Raw genomic sequence first — 15,019 nt, 5'->3', positions numbered from 1 at the left:
GCCGGATCACGAGGATCCGGCCGGGCAACCCGTCAGACCTCTTCGACGCTGCTCGGCTCTCGCCGGGACAGGTCGATACCGAGCTCCTCCGCCGCGCGGAAGACGTCCTCGTCCGTGTCGCGCATCTCGATGGACATGCCGTCCGAGGACAGCACCTCCACGTTGAGGCAGAGCGACTGCATTTCCTTGATGAGCACCTTGAAGGACTCGGGAATGCCCGGCTCGGGGATGTTCTCGCCCTTGACGATCGCCTCGTAGACCTTCACGCGGCCGGTGACGTCGTCGGACTTGATCGTCAGCAGTTCCTGGAGGGCGTATGCGGCGCCGTAAGCCTCAAGGGCCCACACCTCCATCTCACCGAATCGCTGCCCACCGAACTGCGCCTTACCACCCAGCGGCTGCTGCGTGATCATGGAGTACGGGCCGGTCGAACGCGCGTGGAGCTTGTCGTCGACCAGGTGGTGCAGCTTGAGGATGTACATGTACCCGACCGAGACCGGGTCCGGGAACGGCTCGCCGGAGCGGCCGTCGAACAGGTTGGCCTTGCCCGAGGGCTGGACCAGCCGGTCGCCGTCGCGGTTGGGGATCGTGGCCTGGAAGAGGCCGGTGATCTCGTCCTCGCGCGCGCCGTCGAAGACGGGCGTGGCGACGTTGGTGCCGGGTGCGACCTGGTCGGCGCCGATGGCCTGCAGGCGCTGGGCCCACTCGTCACCGAGGCCGGAGACGTCCCAGCCGCGGCTGGCGAGCCAGCCGAGGTGGATCTCCAGGACCTGTCCCGGGTTCATTCGGGACGGGACACCCAGCGGGTTGAGGATGATGTCGACCGGGGTGCCGTCCTCGAGGAACGGCATGTCCTCGATCGGGAGGATCTTGGAGATGACACCCTTGTTGCCGTGACGGCCGGCGAGCTTGTCACCGTCGGTGATCTTGCGCTTCTGCGCGACGTAGACGCGGACCAGCTGGTTCACGCCCGGCGGCAGCTCGTCGCCCTCTTCGCGGTCGAAGACGCGGACGCCGATGACCTTGCCGATCTCGCCGTGCGGGACCTTCAGCGAGGTGTCGCGCACCTCGCGCGCCTTCTCACCGAAGATCGCGCGGAGCAGGCGCTCCTCGGGGGTCAGCTCGGTCTCACCCTTGGGCGTGACCTTGCCGACGAGGATGTCGCCGGCGACGACCTCGGCACCGATGCGGATGATGCCGCGCTCGTCGAGGTCGGCGAGGACCTCCTCGGAGACGTTCGGGATGTCCCGGGTGATCTCCTCCGGGCCGAGCTTGGTGTCACGGGCGTCGACCTCGTGCTCCTCGATGTGGATCGAGGAGAGGACGTCGTCCTGCACGAGGCGCTGCGACAGGATGATCGCGTCCTCGTAGTTGTGGCCCTCCCACGGCATGAACGCCACGAGCAGGTTCTTGCCGAGCGCCATCTCACCGTTCTCGGTGGCCGGCCCGTCGGCGAGGACCTGGCTCTCGATCACGCGGTCGCCCTCGGAGACGACGACCTTCTGGTTGACCGAGGTGCCCTGGTTGGAGCGCGAGAACTTGGCGATGCGGTACGTGGTGTACGTGCCGTCGTCGTTCGTCACGGTGATGTAGTCCGCGGAGACCTCCTGGACCACACCCGCCTTCTCCGCCTTGAGCACGTCACCGGCGTCGGTGGCACAGCGGTACTCCATGCCGGTACCGACCAGCGGCGCCTCGCTCTTGATGAGCGGGACGGCCTGACGCATCATGTTCGCGCCCATGAGGGCGCGGTTGGCGTCGTCGTGCTCGAGGAACGGGATCATCGCGGTGGCGACGGACACCATCTGGCGCGGCGAGACGTCCATGTAGTCGACGTCGTCGCCGGGGATGTAGTCGATCTCCCCGCCACGACGGCGGACCAGGACGCGGGCCTCGGTGAAGCGCATGTCCTCGGAGAGCGTCGCGTTCGCCTGGGCGATCACGAAGCGGTCCTCTTCGTCGGCCGTCAGGTAGTCGACGTCGTCGGTGACGACGCCCTCGACGACCTTGCGGTACGGCGTCTCGATGAAGCCGAACGGGTTGATGCGCCCGTAGGAGGCCAGCGAGCCGATCAGACCGATGTTCGGGCCTTCGGGCGTCTCGATCGGGCACATGCGGCCGTAGTGCGACGGGTGGACGTCACGGACCTCGAAGCCGGCCCGCTCACGGGACAGACCACCCGGGCCGAGGGCGTTGAGACGACGCTTGTGCGTCAGGCCCGACAGCGGGTTGTTCTGGTCCATGAACTGGGACAGCTGGCTGGTGCCGAAGAACTCCTTGATGGAGGCGACGACCGGCCGGATGTTGATCAGGGTCTGCGGCGTGATCGCCTCGACGTCCTGGGTGGTCATGCGCTCACGCACGACACGCTCCATACGGGCGAGACCCGTACGGACCTGGTTCTGGATCAGCTCACCGACGTTACGGATACGACGGTTGCCGAAGTGGTCGATGTCGTCGGTCTCGACCATGATCGAGCGACCGGACTCACCGACCGTCTCGGTCTCACCGGCGTGCAGCTTCACCAGGTACTTGATGGTGGCGATGATGTCGTCGCTGGTGAGGACACCGGCGTCGAGCGGCTCGTCGGCGCCGAGCTTCTTGTTCACCTTGTAGCGGCCGACCTTCGCGAGGTCGTAGCGCTTCGGGTTGAAGTAGAGGTTCTCGAGCAGCGTCTGAGCGGCCTCGCGCGTGGGCGGCTCGCCCGGGCGCAGCTTGCGGTAGATGTCGAGCAGCGCGTCGTCCTGGCCCTGGGTGTGGTCCTTCTCCAGGGTGGCGCGCATGGACTCGTACTCGCCGAACTCCTCGAGGATCTGCTCGGTGGTCCAGCCGAGAGCCTTCAGGAGGACGGTGACGGACTGCTTGCGCTTGCGGTCGATGCGGACACCGACCATGTCGCGCTTGTCGATCTCCATCTCCAGCCAGGCACCCCGGGACGGGATGATCTTGGCGGAGAAGATGTCCTTGTCGGACGTCTTGTCGATGGAGGAGTCGAAGTAGACACCCGGCGAGCGCACGAGCTGCGACACGACGACACGCTCGGTGCCGTTGATGACGAAGGTGCCCTTGTTGGTCATGAGCGGGAAGTCGCCCATGAAGACCGTCTGGGACTTGATCTCGCCGGTCTCGTTGTTGGTGAACTCGGCCGTGACGAAGAGCGGCGCGGCGAACGTGAAGTCGCGCTCCTTGCACTCGTCGATCGAGTTCTTCGGGGGCTCGAAGCGGTGGTCGCGGAAGGTGAGCGACATCGACCCGGAGAAGTCCTCGATCGGCGAGATCTCCTCGAAGATCTCCTCCAGGCCGGACTTGGTGGGGACGTCTTGTCCGCTGTCCAGAGCAGCCTCGACGCGAGCCTTCCAGGCGGCATTGCCGAGGAGCCAGTCAAAGCTCTCGGTCTGCAGCGCGAGGAGGTTCGGAACCTCGAGGGGCTCCTTGATCTTTGCAAAAGAGATGCGCAGCGGGGCGGTGCTGGCACCGTTGTTCGTATTCGAGGTCGAGGCGTTGCGCGAGGCGGCCAAGAGGGGGTCCTTCCGAGGGCTCGGACTCACTACGCGCGTACCGGCCCCAAGCCGTACACAGAGACAGAAATCCCAAGGTCAGGGATTATCCGGTCGTCGGTGCCAGGCGTGGGCATGCCCCTGGTGACGGGCAGGAGGCAGCTAACAGGCAGCGCAAAGGGTCAGTGTAGCCAAACGCCACACTGATGTCCAGTCGCGGTTCTCAGAGACCCACGTTGCTCTCAACAGCTGTTCTCAACACCTATGAATAGCCCTCGCGCGGTGTGCGCTCTTCTTTACTGCCCTCTTCGCTCTCGATCCATGCCTCGGAAGCGGATCGAGATGACGACGCGTCCTGAGAATTGCGCGCCGCGTGCGGTTCGTCAAGGCCCCGAGGGGCCCGGCGGACGCCCGGCGATCTTCACCTGCGCCCGGAGGACGCCGGTTGACGCCTCGCGGCGCCCGGGAGAAACGCACGGCGAAGATCACCCTACTCGTCGCACGCGGAAGATCAAGGCAGCCTCGGGGGGCACGCCAAAGGGCGACCACCCGGATGGGTGATCGCCCTTCACGCTGTGACGTCCCTGCCTCGCGGCAGGGACCGTCCTACGGAGTCAGAGGACTCGCAGGGTCACTTGACCTCGACGGAAGCGCCGGCGGTCTTGAGGGACTCGGCAGCCTTCTCGGCGGCCTCCTTGGCGACCTTCTCGAGGACGGGCTTCGGGGCGCCGTCGACGAGGTCCTTGGCCTCCTTCAGACCCAGCGAGGTCAGCTCACGCACGACCTTGATGACCTGGATCTTCTTGTCACCGGCGGCGGTGAGGATGACGTCGAACTCGTCCTGCTCCTCAGCGGCCTCGGCAGCGGCACCGGGGGCACCCGGGGCGGCGACGGCGACCGCGGCGGCGGCGGTGACGTCGAACTTCTCCTCGAAGGCCTTGACGAACTCGGAGAGCTCGATGAGGGTGAGCTCCTCGAACTGGGCGAGCAGGTCTTCCTGGCTGAGCTTCGCCATGATGGCGTCCTTCCACTAATTCGGCAGGTGCCGGATGTATATGTAGGCGGGCGTACGGGCCCGCTGCGAGCCGTGGACGCGGAGTGTTACTCCGCCACCTCGGCATCGGCGGGAGCCGGGGTACCGGCACCGCCCTGCTCGGCCTTCTTGGCACGAAGCGCTTCCGCGGTGCGGACGAACTTCGAGGGCAGAGCCTGGAAGAGCTGCGCAGTCTGCGTCTGCTTGCCCTTCATGGCGCCGGCCAGCTTGGCGAGCAGAACCTCGCGGGACTCGAGGTCCGCGAGCTTCTTGAACTCATCGGCGGTAACGGCCTTACCATCAAGGACACCGCCCTTGATGATGAGGCTCGGGTTCTCCTTGGCGAAGTCACGAAGACCCTTCGCCGACTCCACCGGGTCACCGGTGACGAAGGCAACCGCCGTCGGACCCGAGAACAGGTCGTCCAGCGTGTCGATCCCGGCCTCGTTGGCCGCAATCTTGGTCAGCGTGTTCTTCACCACGGCGTACTGGGCGTTCTCACCGAGCGAACGGCGCAGCTGCCTGAGCTGTGCCACGGTGAGACCCCGGTACTCGGTCAGCACGGCGGCGCTCGAGCTGCGGAACTGGTCCGTCAGCTCGGCTACCGCGGCAGCCTTGTCGGGCCTTGCCATGAGCGTCGGCCTCCTTCCGGGTGATGAGGACCGCTCAGAAGGGGCCGTGAAAGACGAAACGCCCCGGCGCAGGCGCCAGGGCGTAGCTCTACCGGACGAGTCCGGGAGCTCTCCATAGTCACCTGCGCGGGTCGTCCGTGCTAGACGGATCCTTCGGTCGCCGTCCCCTCTGACGAGAGTGCGGCAACGACCAGCGGTCTTTGGCTTCCTGTGGAGCTTACGTGACCGGGGCCGTTCGGAGCAAATCCGTCCCGGTTCGACCGGTCCGGGAGGTTTAAGAAGCCTCCCGGGCGGCTCGGAGCCCGCTCAGGCGGGAGTCCGACCGGAACACGCGGACGGGCCCCGCACCCTCCGAGGAGGCTGCGGGGCCCGTCCCATGCCGTTGACGCGGCTACCGGGTGAGCACGGGGGCTCAGACGGCGGCCGGGTCCTCCTCGACGAGGAGGTTGCGCACGCGGTTGGCGTCCAGCGGGATGCCGGGGCCCATCGTCGTGCTCATGGTCGCCTTCTTGATGAAGCGACCCTTGGCGGCGGACGGCTTCAGACGGAGGATCTCCTCCAGCGCCGCGCCGTAGTTCTCGACCAGCTTCGTGTCATCGAAAGAGGTCTTTCCGATGATGAAGTGCAGGTTCGAGTGCTTGTCGACGCGGAACTCGATCTTTCCGCCCTTGATGTCGTTGACGGCCTTGACGACATCGGGGGTGACGGTGCCGGTCTTCGGGTTCGGCATCAGACCACGCGGACCGAGCACGCGGCCCAGGCGGCCGACCTTGCCCATGAGGTCCGGCGTGGCGACGACGGCGTCGAAGTCCAGACGGCCCTTCGCCACCTCGTCGATGAGCTCGTCGGCGCCGACGATGTCGGCGCCCGCGGCTTCCGCGGCCGCAGCACGGTCACCGGTCGCGAAGACCAGGACCCGGGCGGTCTTGCCGGTGCCGTGCGGGAGGTTCACGGTGCCACGGACCATCTGGTCGGCCTTGCGAGGGTCGACACCCAGGCAGAACGCGACCTCGACGGTGCCGTCGAACTTGGTGGCGGCGGTGTCCTTGGCGAGACGGACGGCCTCGAGCGGGGCGTAGGTGCGCTCCCGGTCGATCTTCGCGTCCGCAGCGCGGAGGTTCTTGCTGCGCTTCACATCTACTCCTGTGGTTTTCAGAGTGTGGAGTCGTGGTGCGGACCAGCGCTTGGTCCTACCACTGAAGGCCTACGGGGCTGACTCAGCCTTCGACCGTGATGCCCATGGAACGGGCGGTGCCGGTGATGATCTTCGACGCGGCGTCGAGGTCATTGGCGTTCAGGTCGGGGAGCTTGGTCGTGGCGATCTCGCGGACCTGGTCGGCCGTGATCTTGGCGACCTTGGTCTTGTGCGGCTCGCCCGAGCCCTTGTTGACGCCCGCGGCCTTGAGGATCAGCTTGGCGGCCGGCGGAGTCTTCGTGATGAAGGTGAAAGAACGGTCCTCGTAGACCGTGATCTCCACCGGCACGACCATGCCACGCTGCGACTCGGTCGCGGCGTTGTAGGCCTTGCAGAACTCCATGATGTTGACGCCGTGCTGGCCCAGTGCGGGACCGACCGGCGGCGCCGGGTTGGCCGCACCGGCGTTGATCTGGAGCTTGATAAGCCCCGTGACCTTCTTCTTCTTGGGAGGCATTGCTCTCTCCGGGTCCTAGTGAGAGTGTTTCGCCGCCATTCCGGTCATCCGGATGGAGGCATACCGCACAACGATAACGGGTATAGCTGCGCGACCAAAAACCGAGCAGGTCAGACCGGCTGCGAAGCCCGTCTGACCTGCTCGGTAGGCATGTGTCCAGAAGCTGGCGGAAAGCCGGTCAGTTCTTCTGGATCTGGTCGAAGCTGAGCTCGACCGGGGTCTCGCGACCGAAGATCTCGACGAGGCCCTTGACCTTCTTCGAGTCGGCGTTGATCTCGTTGATCGTCGCCTGCAGGGTCGCGAACGGACCGTCGGTGACGGTGACCGAGTCGCCCACCTCGAAGTCCAGGACCTGGACCTCGACCTTGCGCGCCGGAGCCGGCTTGCCCTCGGCCTCGGCCGCCTCGCGGGCCGCCTTCTCCTCGGCCTCGGGGGCGAGCATCTTGACGATCTCGTCCAGGGTCAGCGGGTACGGGTCGTAGGCGTTGCCGACGAAGCCGGTGACACCGGGCGTGTTGCGGACAACACCCCAGGACTCGTTCGTCAGGTCCATGCGCACCAGGACGTAACCCGGGAGCTTGTTCTGACGGACGTTCTTCCGCTCACCGTTCTTGATCTGGACGATCTCTTCCTCGGGCACCTCGGCCTGGTAGATGAAGTCCTCGACGTTGAGCGAGACGGCGCGCTGCTCCAGGTTGGCCTTCACGCGCTTCTCGTAACCGGCGTACGTGTGGATGACGTACCACTCGCCGGGAAGTCCTCGCAGCTCGTCGCGGAGGGCGGCGACGGCGTCGACGGGGGCGGCCGGCTCGGCGTCCTCTGCGGACTCCTCGTCCTCGGCGGCGGCCTCTTCGCCCTCAGCGGCCTCTTCGTCCTCGCCGGACTCGGCGGCCTCTTCGTCCTCGTCGGACTCGACACGCACGGCATCCTGCTCGGCGGGCTCGCCCGCGGCGGCGTCAGCAGCGTCGACCTGGTCCGGGGCCACGGCATCCGCCGCCTCGACGATGTCGAGCTCGTCCTCGGCGGACTCGACGGCGCTCGCCGTGGGCTCGGCGTCGTCGTTCAGGTTCGGGTCAGACACGATGGCTGCTTCTTCCTGGATACAAATGGGTGGAACATGCGAAAGGGGCGCCGATGAGGCGCCCTCCGCGTGGATCAGCCGAAGACGTACTTGACGACCCGCGCGAATCCGAAGTCAATCACGGTGACGAGGCCGATCATGACGACCACGAACACGATCACCACGGCCGTGTAGGTCGACAGCTGGCTGCGCGTGGGCCATACGACCTTGCGGAGCTCGGCGACGATCTGGCGGTAGAAGAGCGCGAGACGGCCCAGAGGGCCCTTCTTCCCGCGCTTGCCGCCCTTCCGGGCCTTCTTCTTCGACTCGGGGGCTTCGTCCTCGGCATCAGGCATGTCGATGGAGCCCACGGCGTCCGTCACGCTACTCACCTGATTCCGGGTCGTGGCCGTGCCGCGCCCGGTGGAGCCGCACGGCGGTGCATTGAAGTACGTACATGCGCACACATCCTGGCGAAGGAGTGTGTAGCAGGGCCGGAGGGACTTGAACCCCCAACCGCTGGTTTTGGAGACCAGTGCTCTACCAATTGAGCTACGACCCTTTGTGGATTCCACCAACCTACCGCATCCTCCCCGGCGAGCCGGACGGGAAAACGGTGTGACTGATGAAGGCCAACGACAGGTGAGTGTACGTGCTCAGGGGCGTCGCGTCGAACAGACAACGACCGACCGGTCCTGTCCGGATGCTGTCCGACTCCTGTCCGGTCCCTGAAACCCCTGTGCCCGGGGCATTTCCGGTCTGGGAGCATGGGGGCATGAGCGCTGCAACTTCTCCCACCGAGCGCCGGGTCTCGGCCCGCATCGGTGCGATCTCCGAGTCCGCCACCCTCGCCGTCGACGCCAAGGCCAAGGCCCTCAAGGCAGCCGGGCGTCCGGTGATCGGCTTCGGCGCCGGCGAGCCCGACTTCCCGACCCCCGGCTACATCGTGGACGCCGCGATCGAGGCGTGCCGCAACCCGAAGTACCACCGCTACACCCCGGCGGGCGGGCTCCCCGAGCTCAAGTCCGCGATCGTGGCGAAGACGCTGCGCGACTCCGGTTACGAGGTCGACGCCTCCCAGGTCCTGGTCACCAACGGCGGCAAGCAGGCCATCTACGAGGCCTTCGCCGCGGTCCTCGACCCGGGTGACGAGGTCATCGTCCCCGCCCCCTACTGGACGACCTACCCCGAGTCGATCCGTCTCGCCGGCGGTGTCCCGGTCGAGGTCGTGGCCGACGAGACCACCGGCTACCGGGTGTCCGTCGAGCAGCTCGAGGCGGCGCGCACCGAGCGCACGAAGGTCGTCCTGTTCGTGTCCCCGTCCAACCCGACGGGTGCCGTCTACAGCGAGGCCGAGACCGAGGCGATCGGCCGCTGGGCCGTCGAGCACGGCCTGTGGGTCATGACGGACGAGATCTACGAGCACCTGGTCTACGGTGGCGCGGCCGCCGCCTCGCTCCCCGCTGTCGTGCCCGAGCTGCGGGACAAGTGCATCGTGGTCAACGGGGTCGCCAAGACCTACGCCATGACCGGCTGGCGGGTGGGCTGGATCATCGGCCCGAAGGACATCGTGAAGGCCGCGACCAACCTGCAGTCGCACGCCACCTCGAACGTCAGCAACGTCGCGCAGGCCGCCGCGCTGGCCGCCGTCTCGGGTTCGCTGGACGCGGTGGCCGAGATGCGGTCCGCCTTCGACCGCCGCCGTAAGACGATCGTGCACATGCTCAACGAGATCGACGGCGTGCTGTGCCCCGAGCCCGAGGGCGCCTTCTACGCGTACCCGTCGGTGAAGGGCCTGCTCGGCAAGGAGATCCGCGGCAGGCGCCCGGCTGACTCCGTCGAGCTCGCGGCCCTCATCCTGGACGAGGCCGAGGTCGCCGTGGTCCCGGGCGAGGCGTTCGGCACCCCGGGCTACCTGCGGCTGTCCTACGCACTGGGCGACGACGACCTGGTCGAGGGCATCTCCCGGCTCCAGAAGCTGCTGGGCGAGGCCCGCGACTGACGCGGGACCTCCACCTGAGAGACGTGGCCCCCGGCTCCGGCCGGGGGCCACTTCTCTGTTCGAGCCGTAACTCACAAGGGGTTCCGGCTACCGCAGGACCCCTCGCGTGCGGCAAGATCCTTCAATGGAGCGTGACGTACGGCGGTTGCCCAAGGCCCATCTGCACCTGCACTTCACCGGGTCGATGCGGCCGACGACCCTGCTCGAACTGGCGGACAAGTACGGGGTCCGCCTGCCCGAGGCCCTGACCGGGGGCGAGCCACCGAGTCTGCGGGCCACGGACGAACGCGGCTGGTTCCGCTTCCAGCGCCTGTACGACATCGCCCGGTCCTGTCTGCGCGAGCCGGAGGACATCCAGCGGCTGGTGCGTGAGACGGCCATGGAGGACGTGGCCGACGGGTCCGGCTGGCTGGAGATCCAGGTCGACCCGACCTCGTACGCCCCCTTGCTCGGCGGGCTCATCCCTGCCATCGAGATCATCCTGGACGCCGTGGACCGCGCGGCCCGCGACACCGGGCTCGGGATCCGGGTGGTCATCGCGGCGAACCGGATGAAGCACCCGCTGGACGCCCGCACGCTGGCCCGGCTGGCCGTGCGGTACGCGGACCGGGGCGTCATCGGCTTCGGGCTCTCCAACGACGAGCGGCGCGGGATGGCGCGCGACTTCGACCGCGCCTTCGCCATCGCCCGCGAGGGCGGTCTGATCGCCGCCCCGCACGGAGGTGAGCTCTCGGGCCCCTCCAGCGTCCGGGACTGCCTGGACGACCTCGACGCGGTCCGGATCGGACACGGCGTGCGGGCCGCGGAGGACCCCGGGCTGCTGCGCAGGCTCGCGGAGCGCGGGGTGACCTGCGAGGTCTGCCCGGCGTCCAACGTGGCTCTCGGCGTCTACGAGAAGCCCACGGACGTACCCCTGCGCACCCTGTTCGACGCGGGGGTGCCGATGGCGCTCGGTGCGGACGACCCACTGCTCTTCGGGTCCCGGCTGGCCGCGCAGTACGACCTCGTGCGCCGGCACCACGCCTTCACCGACGAGGAACTCGCGGAGCTGGCACGGCAGTCCGTGCGGGCCTCGGTGGCACCCTTCGAGGTACGGGAGAAGCTGCTGGGCGGTATCGACGCGTGGCTGGCTAGCTGATCCCGCCCAGCAGGGTGCGCGCGAGGGACGCGGCGAAGTCGTCCAGCGGCTGCGGGGCTCCGCCCATCTCGTAGGCGAAGGCGCGCTGGGCGCAGGCACCGAGCAGGAGGGAGGCCGCGGCGTAGGTGTCGGCCCCGGGGCTGACGCGGCCCGCGCGCTGTTCGGCGCGGAGGTACGCGTCGAGGCCCTGGATCGGCTTGTGCGGGCCCGTACCCATCTCGCGCATGGCCGCTTCGTGCCGGTCCTTGAGCCGGGGTTCGGCATACAGCGAGGCGAGCACCGGGAAGGTCTGCTGGTAGAAGAGCGCGGCCTGGCGGGCGACCTCGGTGAGATTGCGCTCCAGGTCGCCCTCGCCCGCCTCCAGGTCGCTCAGGAGCGGGACGAGTCTCGGCATGCGTTCGCCGAGCACGGTCACGAAGATCTCTTCCTTGTTCCTGAAGTACTTGTACAGCGCCGCCTCGGAACAGCCGGCGGCCTTGGCGATCTCCTTCGTCGTCGTCCGCGCGAGACCGATGCCGAGCATCAGCTCATGGGCCGCGTCGACGATGCGGACGCGGGCCGGCTTCTGCTCCATGGGTGCTCCACAAGGGTTGACGAAAGGGTGAGCGTCCACTCACCCTAAAGGTGAGTGAATACTCACCCACTGTGGAAGGACGTGCGCGATGAGGCTCACCGTGTTCGGAGCGACGGGGGGCGTCGGCCAGGAGGTCGTGCGGCAGGCACGGGCGGCCGGGCACGAGGTGACGGCGGTGGTCCGGGATCCCGCCCGGCTCCCGGACGGGCTCAGGAACGCCGCCCCGCACGCCGTCGTGCCACTGGGCGACGCGGGAGCGGTACGCGAGGCGGTCGCGGGGCGGGACGCCGTCCTGTCGGGGCTCGGGGCCCGGGGCCGGAAGGCCGGCGGTGTGGCGGAGCGGCTCACCGCGCAGGTGCTGGGGGCGATGGAGGCGGAGGGGGTGCGGCGGCTGATGGTGGTGAGCGCCGCGCCGGTCGGCCCGGAGCCGGCCGACGACCCCGTGCTGGACCGTGCGGTCCGCAAGGTGGTCGGCTCGGTGCTCAGGGAGGTGTACGCCGACCTGGAGCGCATGGAGGCCGCGCTGGCGGCCAGTGCGACGGACTGGACGTCGGTGCGGCCGCCGAAGCTGACGAACGGCCCGCTGACGGGCACCTACCGGACGGTCGTGGGAGGCACCCCGCGCAGCGGCCGGTCCCTGTCGCGCGCCGATGTGGCCCACGCGATGCTGGCCCTGGTCGACGAGCCGGCCGCGGTGAGGCAGGGCGTGGGAGTCGCCTACTGAGCCGGCGCGGGCGGACCACCGCGCGCCGGACGGGACACACCCGCCCGGCACCGGCGCGCAGCGGCTGGACGAGTCCCACCGGGCCCCAGGGACCCCAGGGGCCCGGTCCGAGGCCCCCAGGGATCCCAGGGGTCGGCCGCACCCGGAGCGCCACGTCCGCGTCAGGCCCGCCGCCCGGGGCGGCGCACGCCCGACGGCGGCGCCTCTACAGGCTGACGCCGACCGTCACCGGTTCGTTGACGAGTGTGACCCCGAAGGCCTCGTGCACCCCGGCCACGACCTCGCGGGCCAGGGCCAGCAGGTCCTCGGTGGTCGCGCCGCCCCGGTTGGTGAGGGCGAGCGTGTGCTTGGTGGAGATGCGCGCGGGGCCGGTGCCGTACCCCTTGGTGAAGCCGGCCTTGTCGATCAGCCAGGCGGCAGAGGTCTTCACCAGGCCGTCGCCCGCGGGGAAGGCCGGGGGCGTGACGTCCGCACCCAGGCGCTCTTCGGCGCGGGCGAGGAGAAGGGCGTGCTGCGCCTCGTCGAGGACCGGGTTGGTGAAGAAGGACCCGGCCGACCAGGTGTCGTGGTCCTCCGCGTCGAGCACCATCCCCTTGCCCGCCCTCAGCCTCAGGACGGTCTCCCTGGCTGAGGCGAGGGGGACGCGGTCGCCCTGTCCGACGCCCATGGCCCTGGCCGTCTCGGGGTAGCGCAGGGGGGCGGACAGCCCGCCCGCGTCCTCCAGCCCGAACCGGACGCGGAGCACCACGAAGCGGTCGGGACCGGCCTTGAAGCGGCTGTGGCGGTACGAGAACGCACAGGCCTCGTTCGGGAGGGTGACCGTCTCACGGGTGTGACGGTCGTAGGCGACGACCTCGGTGATGACCGAGGACACTTCCTGCCCGTAGGCACCGACGTTCTGGATGGGCGTCGCCCCGGCGGACCCGGGGATCCCGGCCAGGCACTCGATGCCGGCCAGGCCCGCCTCGACCGTACGGGCCACGGCGTCGGTCCAGACCTCGCCGGCGGCCAGTTCGAGCGCCGTGCCGGACAGCTCGAAGCCCGTGGTCGCGACGCGCAGGGCTGTTCCGTCGAAGCCCTTGTCGCCGATGACGAGGTTCGAGCCGCCGCCGACGACCAGGAGCGGGGTGCCGCTGTCGTCGGCCTCGCGTACGGCGGCGATCACCTCCGCGTCGGTCGTTGCCGTCAGGAGGCGGTTGGCCGGGCCACCGAGCCGGAAGGTGGTCAGGGGGGCGAGGGGGGCGTCGTGGAGTTCCTGCACGGGACAAGAGTACGGTCCGTGGCCCCGCCGCCAGGGCACGGCCACGGAGCGCCGAAGGGCGCCCTCCCGAGGAGGGCGCCCTTCGGGCGACAGCGGCGGCCGTGGGTCAGGCGAGGCGGACGACGGCGCGGGCCATGCCCAGCACCTTCTTGTCGCCGCTCGTCGCCGTCAGGTCGACGCGTACGCGGTTGTCGTCCAGCACGGCGGCGACCTTGCCGCTCACCTCGATCAGCGCCCCCGTCGCGTCATTCGGCACGACGACCGGTTTGGTGAACCGCACGCCGTACTCGACGACCGCGCCCGGGTCCCCGGCCCAGTCCGTGACCACCCGGATCGCCTCGGCCATGGTGAACATGCCGTGCGCGATCACGTCCGGGAGACCGACCTCGCGTGCGAACTTCTCGTTCCAGTGGATCGGGTTGAAGTCCCCGGAGGCGCCCGCGTACTGCACCAGCGTCGCCCGCGTCACGGGGAACGACTGCGCCGGAAGCTCCGTACCGACCTCGACCGTCTCGTGAGCGATGCTCGCCGTCATCACGCCTCCTCGGCGGCGCGGGCCACCAGCTTCATCAACGTGGTCACCACGTGTTCACCGGACTCGTCGTGCACCTCGCCGCGGATGTCCAGGATGTCGTTGCCCGCCATCGATTTGACGGCCTCGATGGTCGAGGTGACCGTCAGCCGGTCCCCCGCCCGTACGGGACGCGTGTACGCGAACTTCTGGTCACCGTGCACGACACGGCTGTAGTCCAGGCCCAGCTGCGGGTCCTGCACCACCTGCCCGGCGGCCCGGTAGGTGAGGGAGAAGACGAACGTGGGCGGAGCGATCACGTCCGGATATCCCAGCGCCTTGGCGGCCTCCGGGTCGACGTACGCGGGGCAGGTGTCACCCACTGCTTCCGCGAACTCCCGGATCTTCTCCCGGCCGACCTCGTACGCCGGGGTGGGCGGATAGGTCCGCCCGACGAAGGACTGGTCGAGCGCCATGGGCCCGGTACCTCCTGGTGAAAAGTCGAAATGGGGCGAGGGACGACCCGAGCCATCAAGATAAACGACACGAGGCCGCCCCCAATGGGGACGGCCTCGTGTACGAGCCTGTTTTCAGCGCGTTTCGCGGTGCGCGGTGTGCGAGTTGCAGCGCGGGCAGTGCTTCTTCATCTCAAGACGGTCCGGGTTGTTACGCCGGTTCTTCTTGGTGATGTAGTTCCGCTCCTTGCACTCCACGCAGGCCAGCGTGATCTTCGGGCGGACGTCGGTGGCAGCCACGTGAGTGCTCCTTGGACGGACGGATGGACGGATGAACGCAAAAAAGAGTAGCCGATCGAAGGACCGACCCCACAATCGGCTACCGTTTAGTAGCGGTGACCGGACTTGAACCGGTGACACAGCGATTATGAGCCGCTTGCTCTACCGACTGAGCTACACCGCTTTGATGCCGGGCTTCCC

The 15,019-nt window shown here is 68.4% G+C and carries 15 protein-coding genes and 2 tRNA genes; 3 read left to right on the top strand and 14 right to left on the bottom strand.

Features of this window, described 5'->3' with window-relative positions:
• Window positions 1-32 precede the first annotated feature (32 nt).
• The 8 genes from rpoB to ACHFIV_RS01965 form a co-directional block, all read right to left on the bottom strand.
• Window positions 33-3,518: a DNA-directed RNA polymerase subunit beta gene (gene rpoB, locus ACHFIV_RS02000; protein ID WP_398962586.1), complete on the bottom strand. Its 3,486-nt coding sequence runs from the start codon at window positions 3,516-3,518 to the stop codon at window positions 33-35.
• A gap of 610 nt (window positions 3,519-4,128) precedes the next feature.
• Entirely contained in the window at window positions 4,129-4,512 is a 384-nt protein-coding gene (gene rplL, locus ACHFIV_RS01995; protein ID WP_033297587.1) for a 50S ribosomal protein L7/L12, read from the bottom strand.
• An 86-nt stretch (window positions 4,513-4,598) separates the two neighbouring features.
• Window positions 4,599-5,162 carry a 50S ribosomal protein L10 gene (gene rplJ, locus ACHFIV_RS01990; protein WP_033297586.1) on the bottom strand — a complete coding sequence of 188 codons (564 nt, stop codon included), beginning with the start codon at window positions 5,160-5,162 and terminating at the stop codon, window positions 4,599-4,601.
• A 412-nt stretch (window positions 5,163-5,574) separates the two neighbouring features.
• Window positions 5,575-6,297 (bottom strand): 50S ribosomal protein L1, encoded by a 723-nt coding sequence (gene rplA / locus ACHFIV_RS01985; RefSeq protein ID WP_014154604.1) that lies wholly within the window; start codon window positions 6,295-6,297, stop codon window positions 5,575-5,577.
• A gap of 82 nt (window positions 6,298-6,379) precedes the next feature.
• Complete coding sequence (gene rplK / locus ACHFIV_RS01980) at window positions 6,380-6,814, bottom strand: 50S ribosomal protein L11 (RefSeq protein WP_398962583.1); 435 nt, start codon at window positions 6,812-6,814, stop codon at window positions 6,380-6,382.
• A 178-nt stretch (window positions 6,815-6,992) separates the two neighbouring features.
• The gene (gene nusG, locus ACHFIV_RS01975; protein ID WP_398962580.1) at window positions 6,993-7,895 is read right to left on the bottom strand and encodes a transcription termination/antitermination protein NusG; all 903 of its coding nucleotides are present in this window, start codon (window positions 7,893-7,895) and stop codon (window positions 6,993-6,995) included.
• Between the two features lie 74 nt (window positions 7,896-7,969).
• Complete coding sequence (gene secE / locus ACHFIV_RS01970) at window positions 7,970-8,257, bottom strand: preprotein translocase subunit SecE (protein WP_398962577.1); 288 nt, start codon at window positions 8,255-8,257, stop codon at window positions 7,970-7,972.
• 106 nt (window positions 8,258-8,363) lie between these two features.
• Window positions 8,364-8,436: transfer RNA gene (locus ACHFIV_RS01965), tRNA-Trp, on the bottom strand.
• Window positions 8,437-8,649: 213 nt separating this feature from the next.
• Here ACHFIV_RS01965 and ACHFIV_RS01960 point away from each other — a divergent pair.
• Entirely contained in the window at window positions 8,650-9,876 is a 1,227-nt protein-coding gene (locus ACHFIV_RS01960; protein WP_398962574.1) for a pyridoxal phosphate-dependent aminotransferase, read from the top strand.
• Window positions 9,877-10,000: 124 nt separating this feature from the next.
• On the top strand, window positions 10,001-11,014 hold the full coding sequence (locus ACHFIV_RS01955; RefSeq protein ID WP_398962571.1) for an adenosine deaminase: 1,014 nt from the start codon (window positions 10,001-10,003) through the stop codon (window positions 11,012-11,014).
• Here the strand turns inward: ACHFIV_RS01955 and ACHFIV_RS01950 are convergent.
• Window positions 11,007-11,588: a TetR/AcrR family transcriptional regulator gene (locus ACHFIV_RS01950; protein WP_398962568.1), complete on the bottom strand. Its 582-nt coding sequence runs from the start codon at window positions 11,586-11,588 to the stop codon at window positions 11,007-11,009. The genes ACHFIV_RS01955 and ACHFIV_RS01950 overlap by 8 nt on opposite strands.
• Before the next feature lie 88 nt (window positions 11,589-11,676).
• Here ACHFIV_RS01950 and ACHFIV_RS01945 point away from each other — a divergent pair, with 88 nt between their 5' ends.
• Window positions 11,677-12,312, top strand: coding sequence for an NAD(P)-dependent oxidoreductase (locus tag ACHFIV_RS01945; protein WP_398962565.1), 636 nt, complete (start codon window positions 11,677-11,679; stop codon window positions 12,310-12,312).
• 205 nt (window positions 12,313-12,517) lie between these two features.
• Here ACHFIV_RS01945 and ACHFIV_RS01940 read toward each other — a convergent pair whose 3' ends face one another.
• The 5 genes from ACHFIV_RS01940 to ACHFIV_RS01920 form a co-directional block, all read right to left on the bottom strand.
• The gene (locus ACHFIV_RS01940; RefSeq protein ID WP_398962562.1) at window positions 12,518-13,573 is read right to left on the bottom strand and encodes a UDP-N-acetylmuramate dehydrogenase; all 1,056 of its coding nucleotides are present in this window, start codon (window positions 13,571-13,573) and stop codon (window positions 12,518-12,520) included.
• 106 nt (window positions 13,574-13,679) lie between these two features.
• Window positions 13,680-14,108, bottom strand: coding sequence for a MaoC family dehydratase (locus tag ACHFIV_RS01935; protein WP_398962559.1), 429 nt, complete (start codon window positions 14,106-14,108; stop codon window positions 13,680-13,682).
• On the bottom strand, window positions 14,108-14,560 hold the full coding sequence (locus ACHFIV_RS01930; protein ID WP_398962556.1) for an FAS1-like dehydratase domain-containing protein: 453 nt from the start codon (window positions 14,558-14,560) through the stop codon (window positions 14,108-14,110). Before ACHFIV_RS01930 ends, ACHFIV_RS01935 begins: the two co-directional genes overlap by 1 nt.
• Before the next feature lie 114 nt (window positions 14,561-14,674).
• Window positions 14,675-14,839 (bottom strand): 50S ribosomal protein L33, encoded by a 165-nt coding sequence (gene rpmG, locus ACHFIV_RS01925; protein ID WP_003956487.1) that lies wholly within the window; start codon window positions 14,837-14,839, stop codon window positions 14,675-14,677.
• Window positions 14,840-14,929: 90 nt separating this feature from the next.
• Window positions 14,930-15,002 (bottom strand) — tRNA-Met (locus tag ACHFIV_RS01920).
• Window positions 15,003-15,019 lie beyond the last annotated feature (17 nt).

Source organism: Streptomyces sp. ALB3, from assembly GCF_044385685.1.
Lineage (GTDB): Bacteria > Actinomycetota > Actinomycetes > Streptomycetales > Streptomycetaceae > Streptomyces.
Note: the sequence above shows the minus strand (reverse complement) of the source record. Positions and strands in the feature narration are given on the sequence as shown.

Bases quoted from the DNA above. Each gene is read 5' to 3' on its own strand.
- rplK (WP_398962583.1), bottom strand. From the start codon at position 6,814: ATGCCTCCCAAGAAGAAGAAGGTCACGGGGCTTATCAAGCTCCAGATC.
- ACHFIV_RS01950 (WP_398962568.1), bottom strand. From the start codon at position 11,588: ATGGAGCAGAAGCCGGCCCGCGTCCGCATCGTCGACGCGGCCCATGAG.
- rplJ (WP_033297586.1), bottom strand. From the start codon at position 5,162: ATGGCAAGGCCCGACAAGGCTGCCGCGGTAGCCGAGCTGACGGACCAG.
- ACHFIV_RS01930 (WP_398962556.1), bottom strand. From the start codon at position 14,560: ATGGCGCTCGACCAGTCCTTCGTCGGGCGGACCTATCCGCCCACCCCG.
- ACHFIV_RS01960 (WP_398962574.1), top strand. From the start codon at position 8,650: ATGAGCGCTGCAACTTCTCCCACCGAGCGCCGGGTCTCGGCCCGCATC.
- rplL (WP_033297587.1), bottom strand. From the start codon at position 4,512: ATGGCGAAGCTCAGCCAGGAAGACCTGCTCGCCCAGTTCGAGGAGCTC.
- ACHFIV_RS01935 (WP_398962559.1), bottom strand. From the start codon at position 14,108: ATGACGGCGAGCATCGCTCACGAGACGGTCGAGGTCGGTACGGAGCTT.
- ACHFIV_RS01955 (WP_398962571.1), top strand. From the start codon at position 10,001: ATGGAGCGTGACGTACGGCGGTTGCCCAAGGCCCATCTGCACCTGCAC.
- ACHFIV_RS01945 (WP_398962565.1), top strand. From the start codon at position 11,677: ATGAGGCTCACCGTGTTCGGAGCGACGGGGGGCGTCGGCCAGGAGGTC.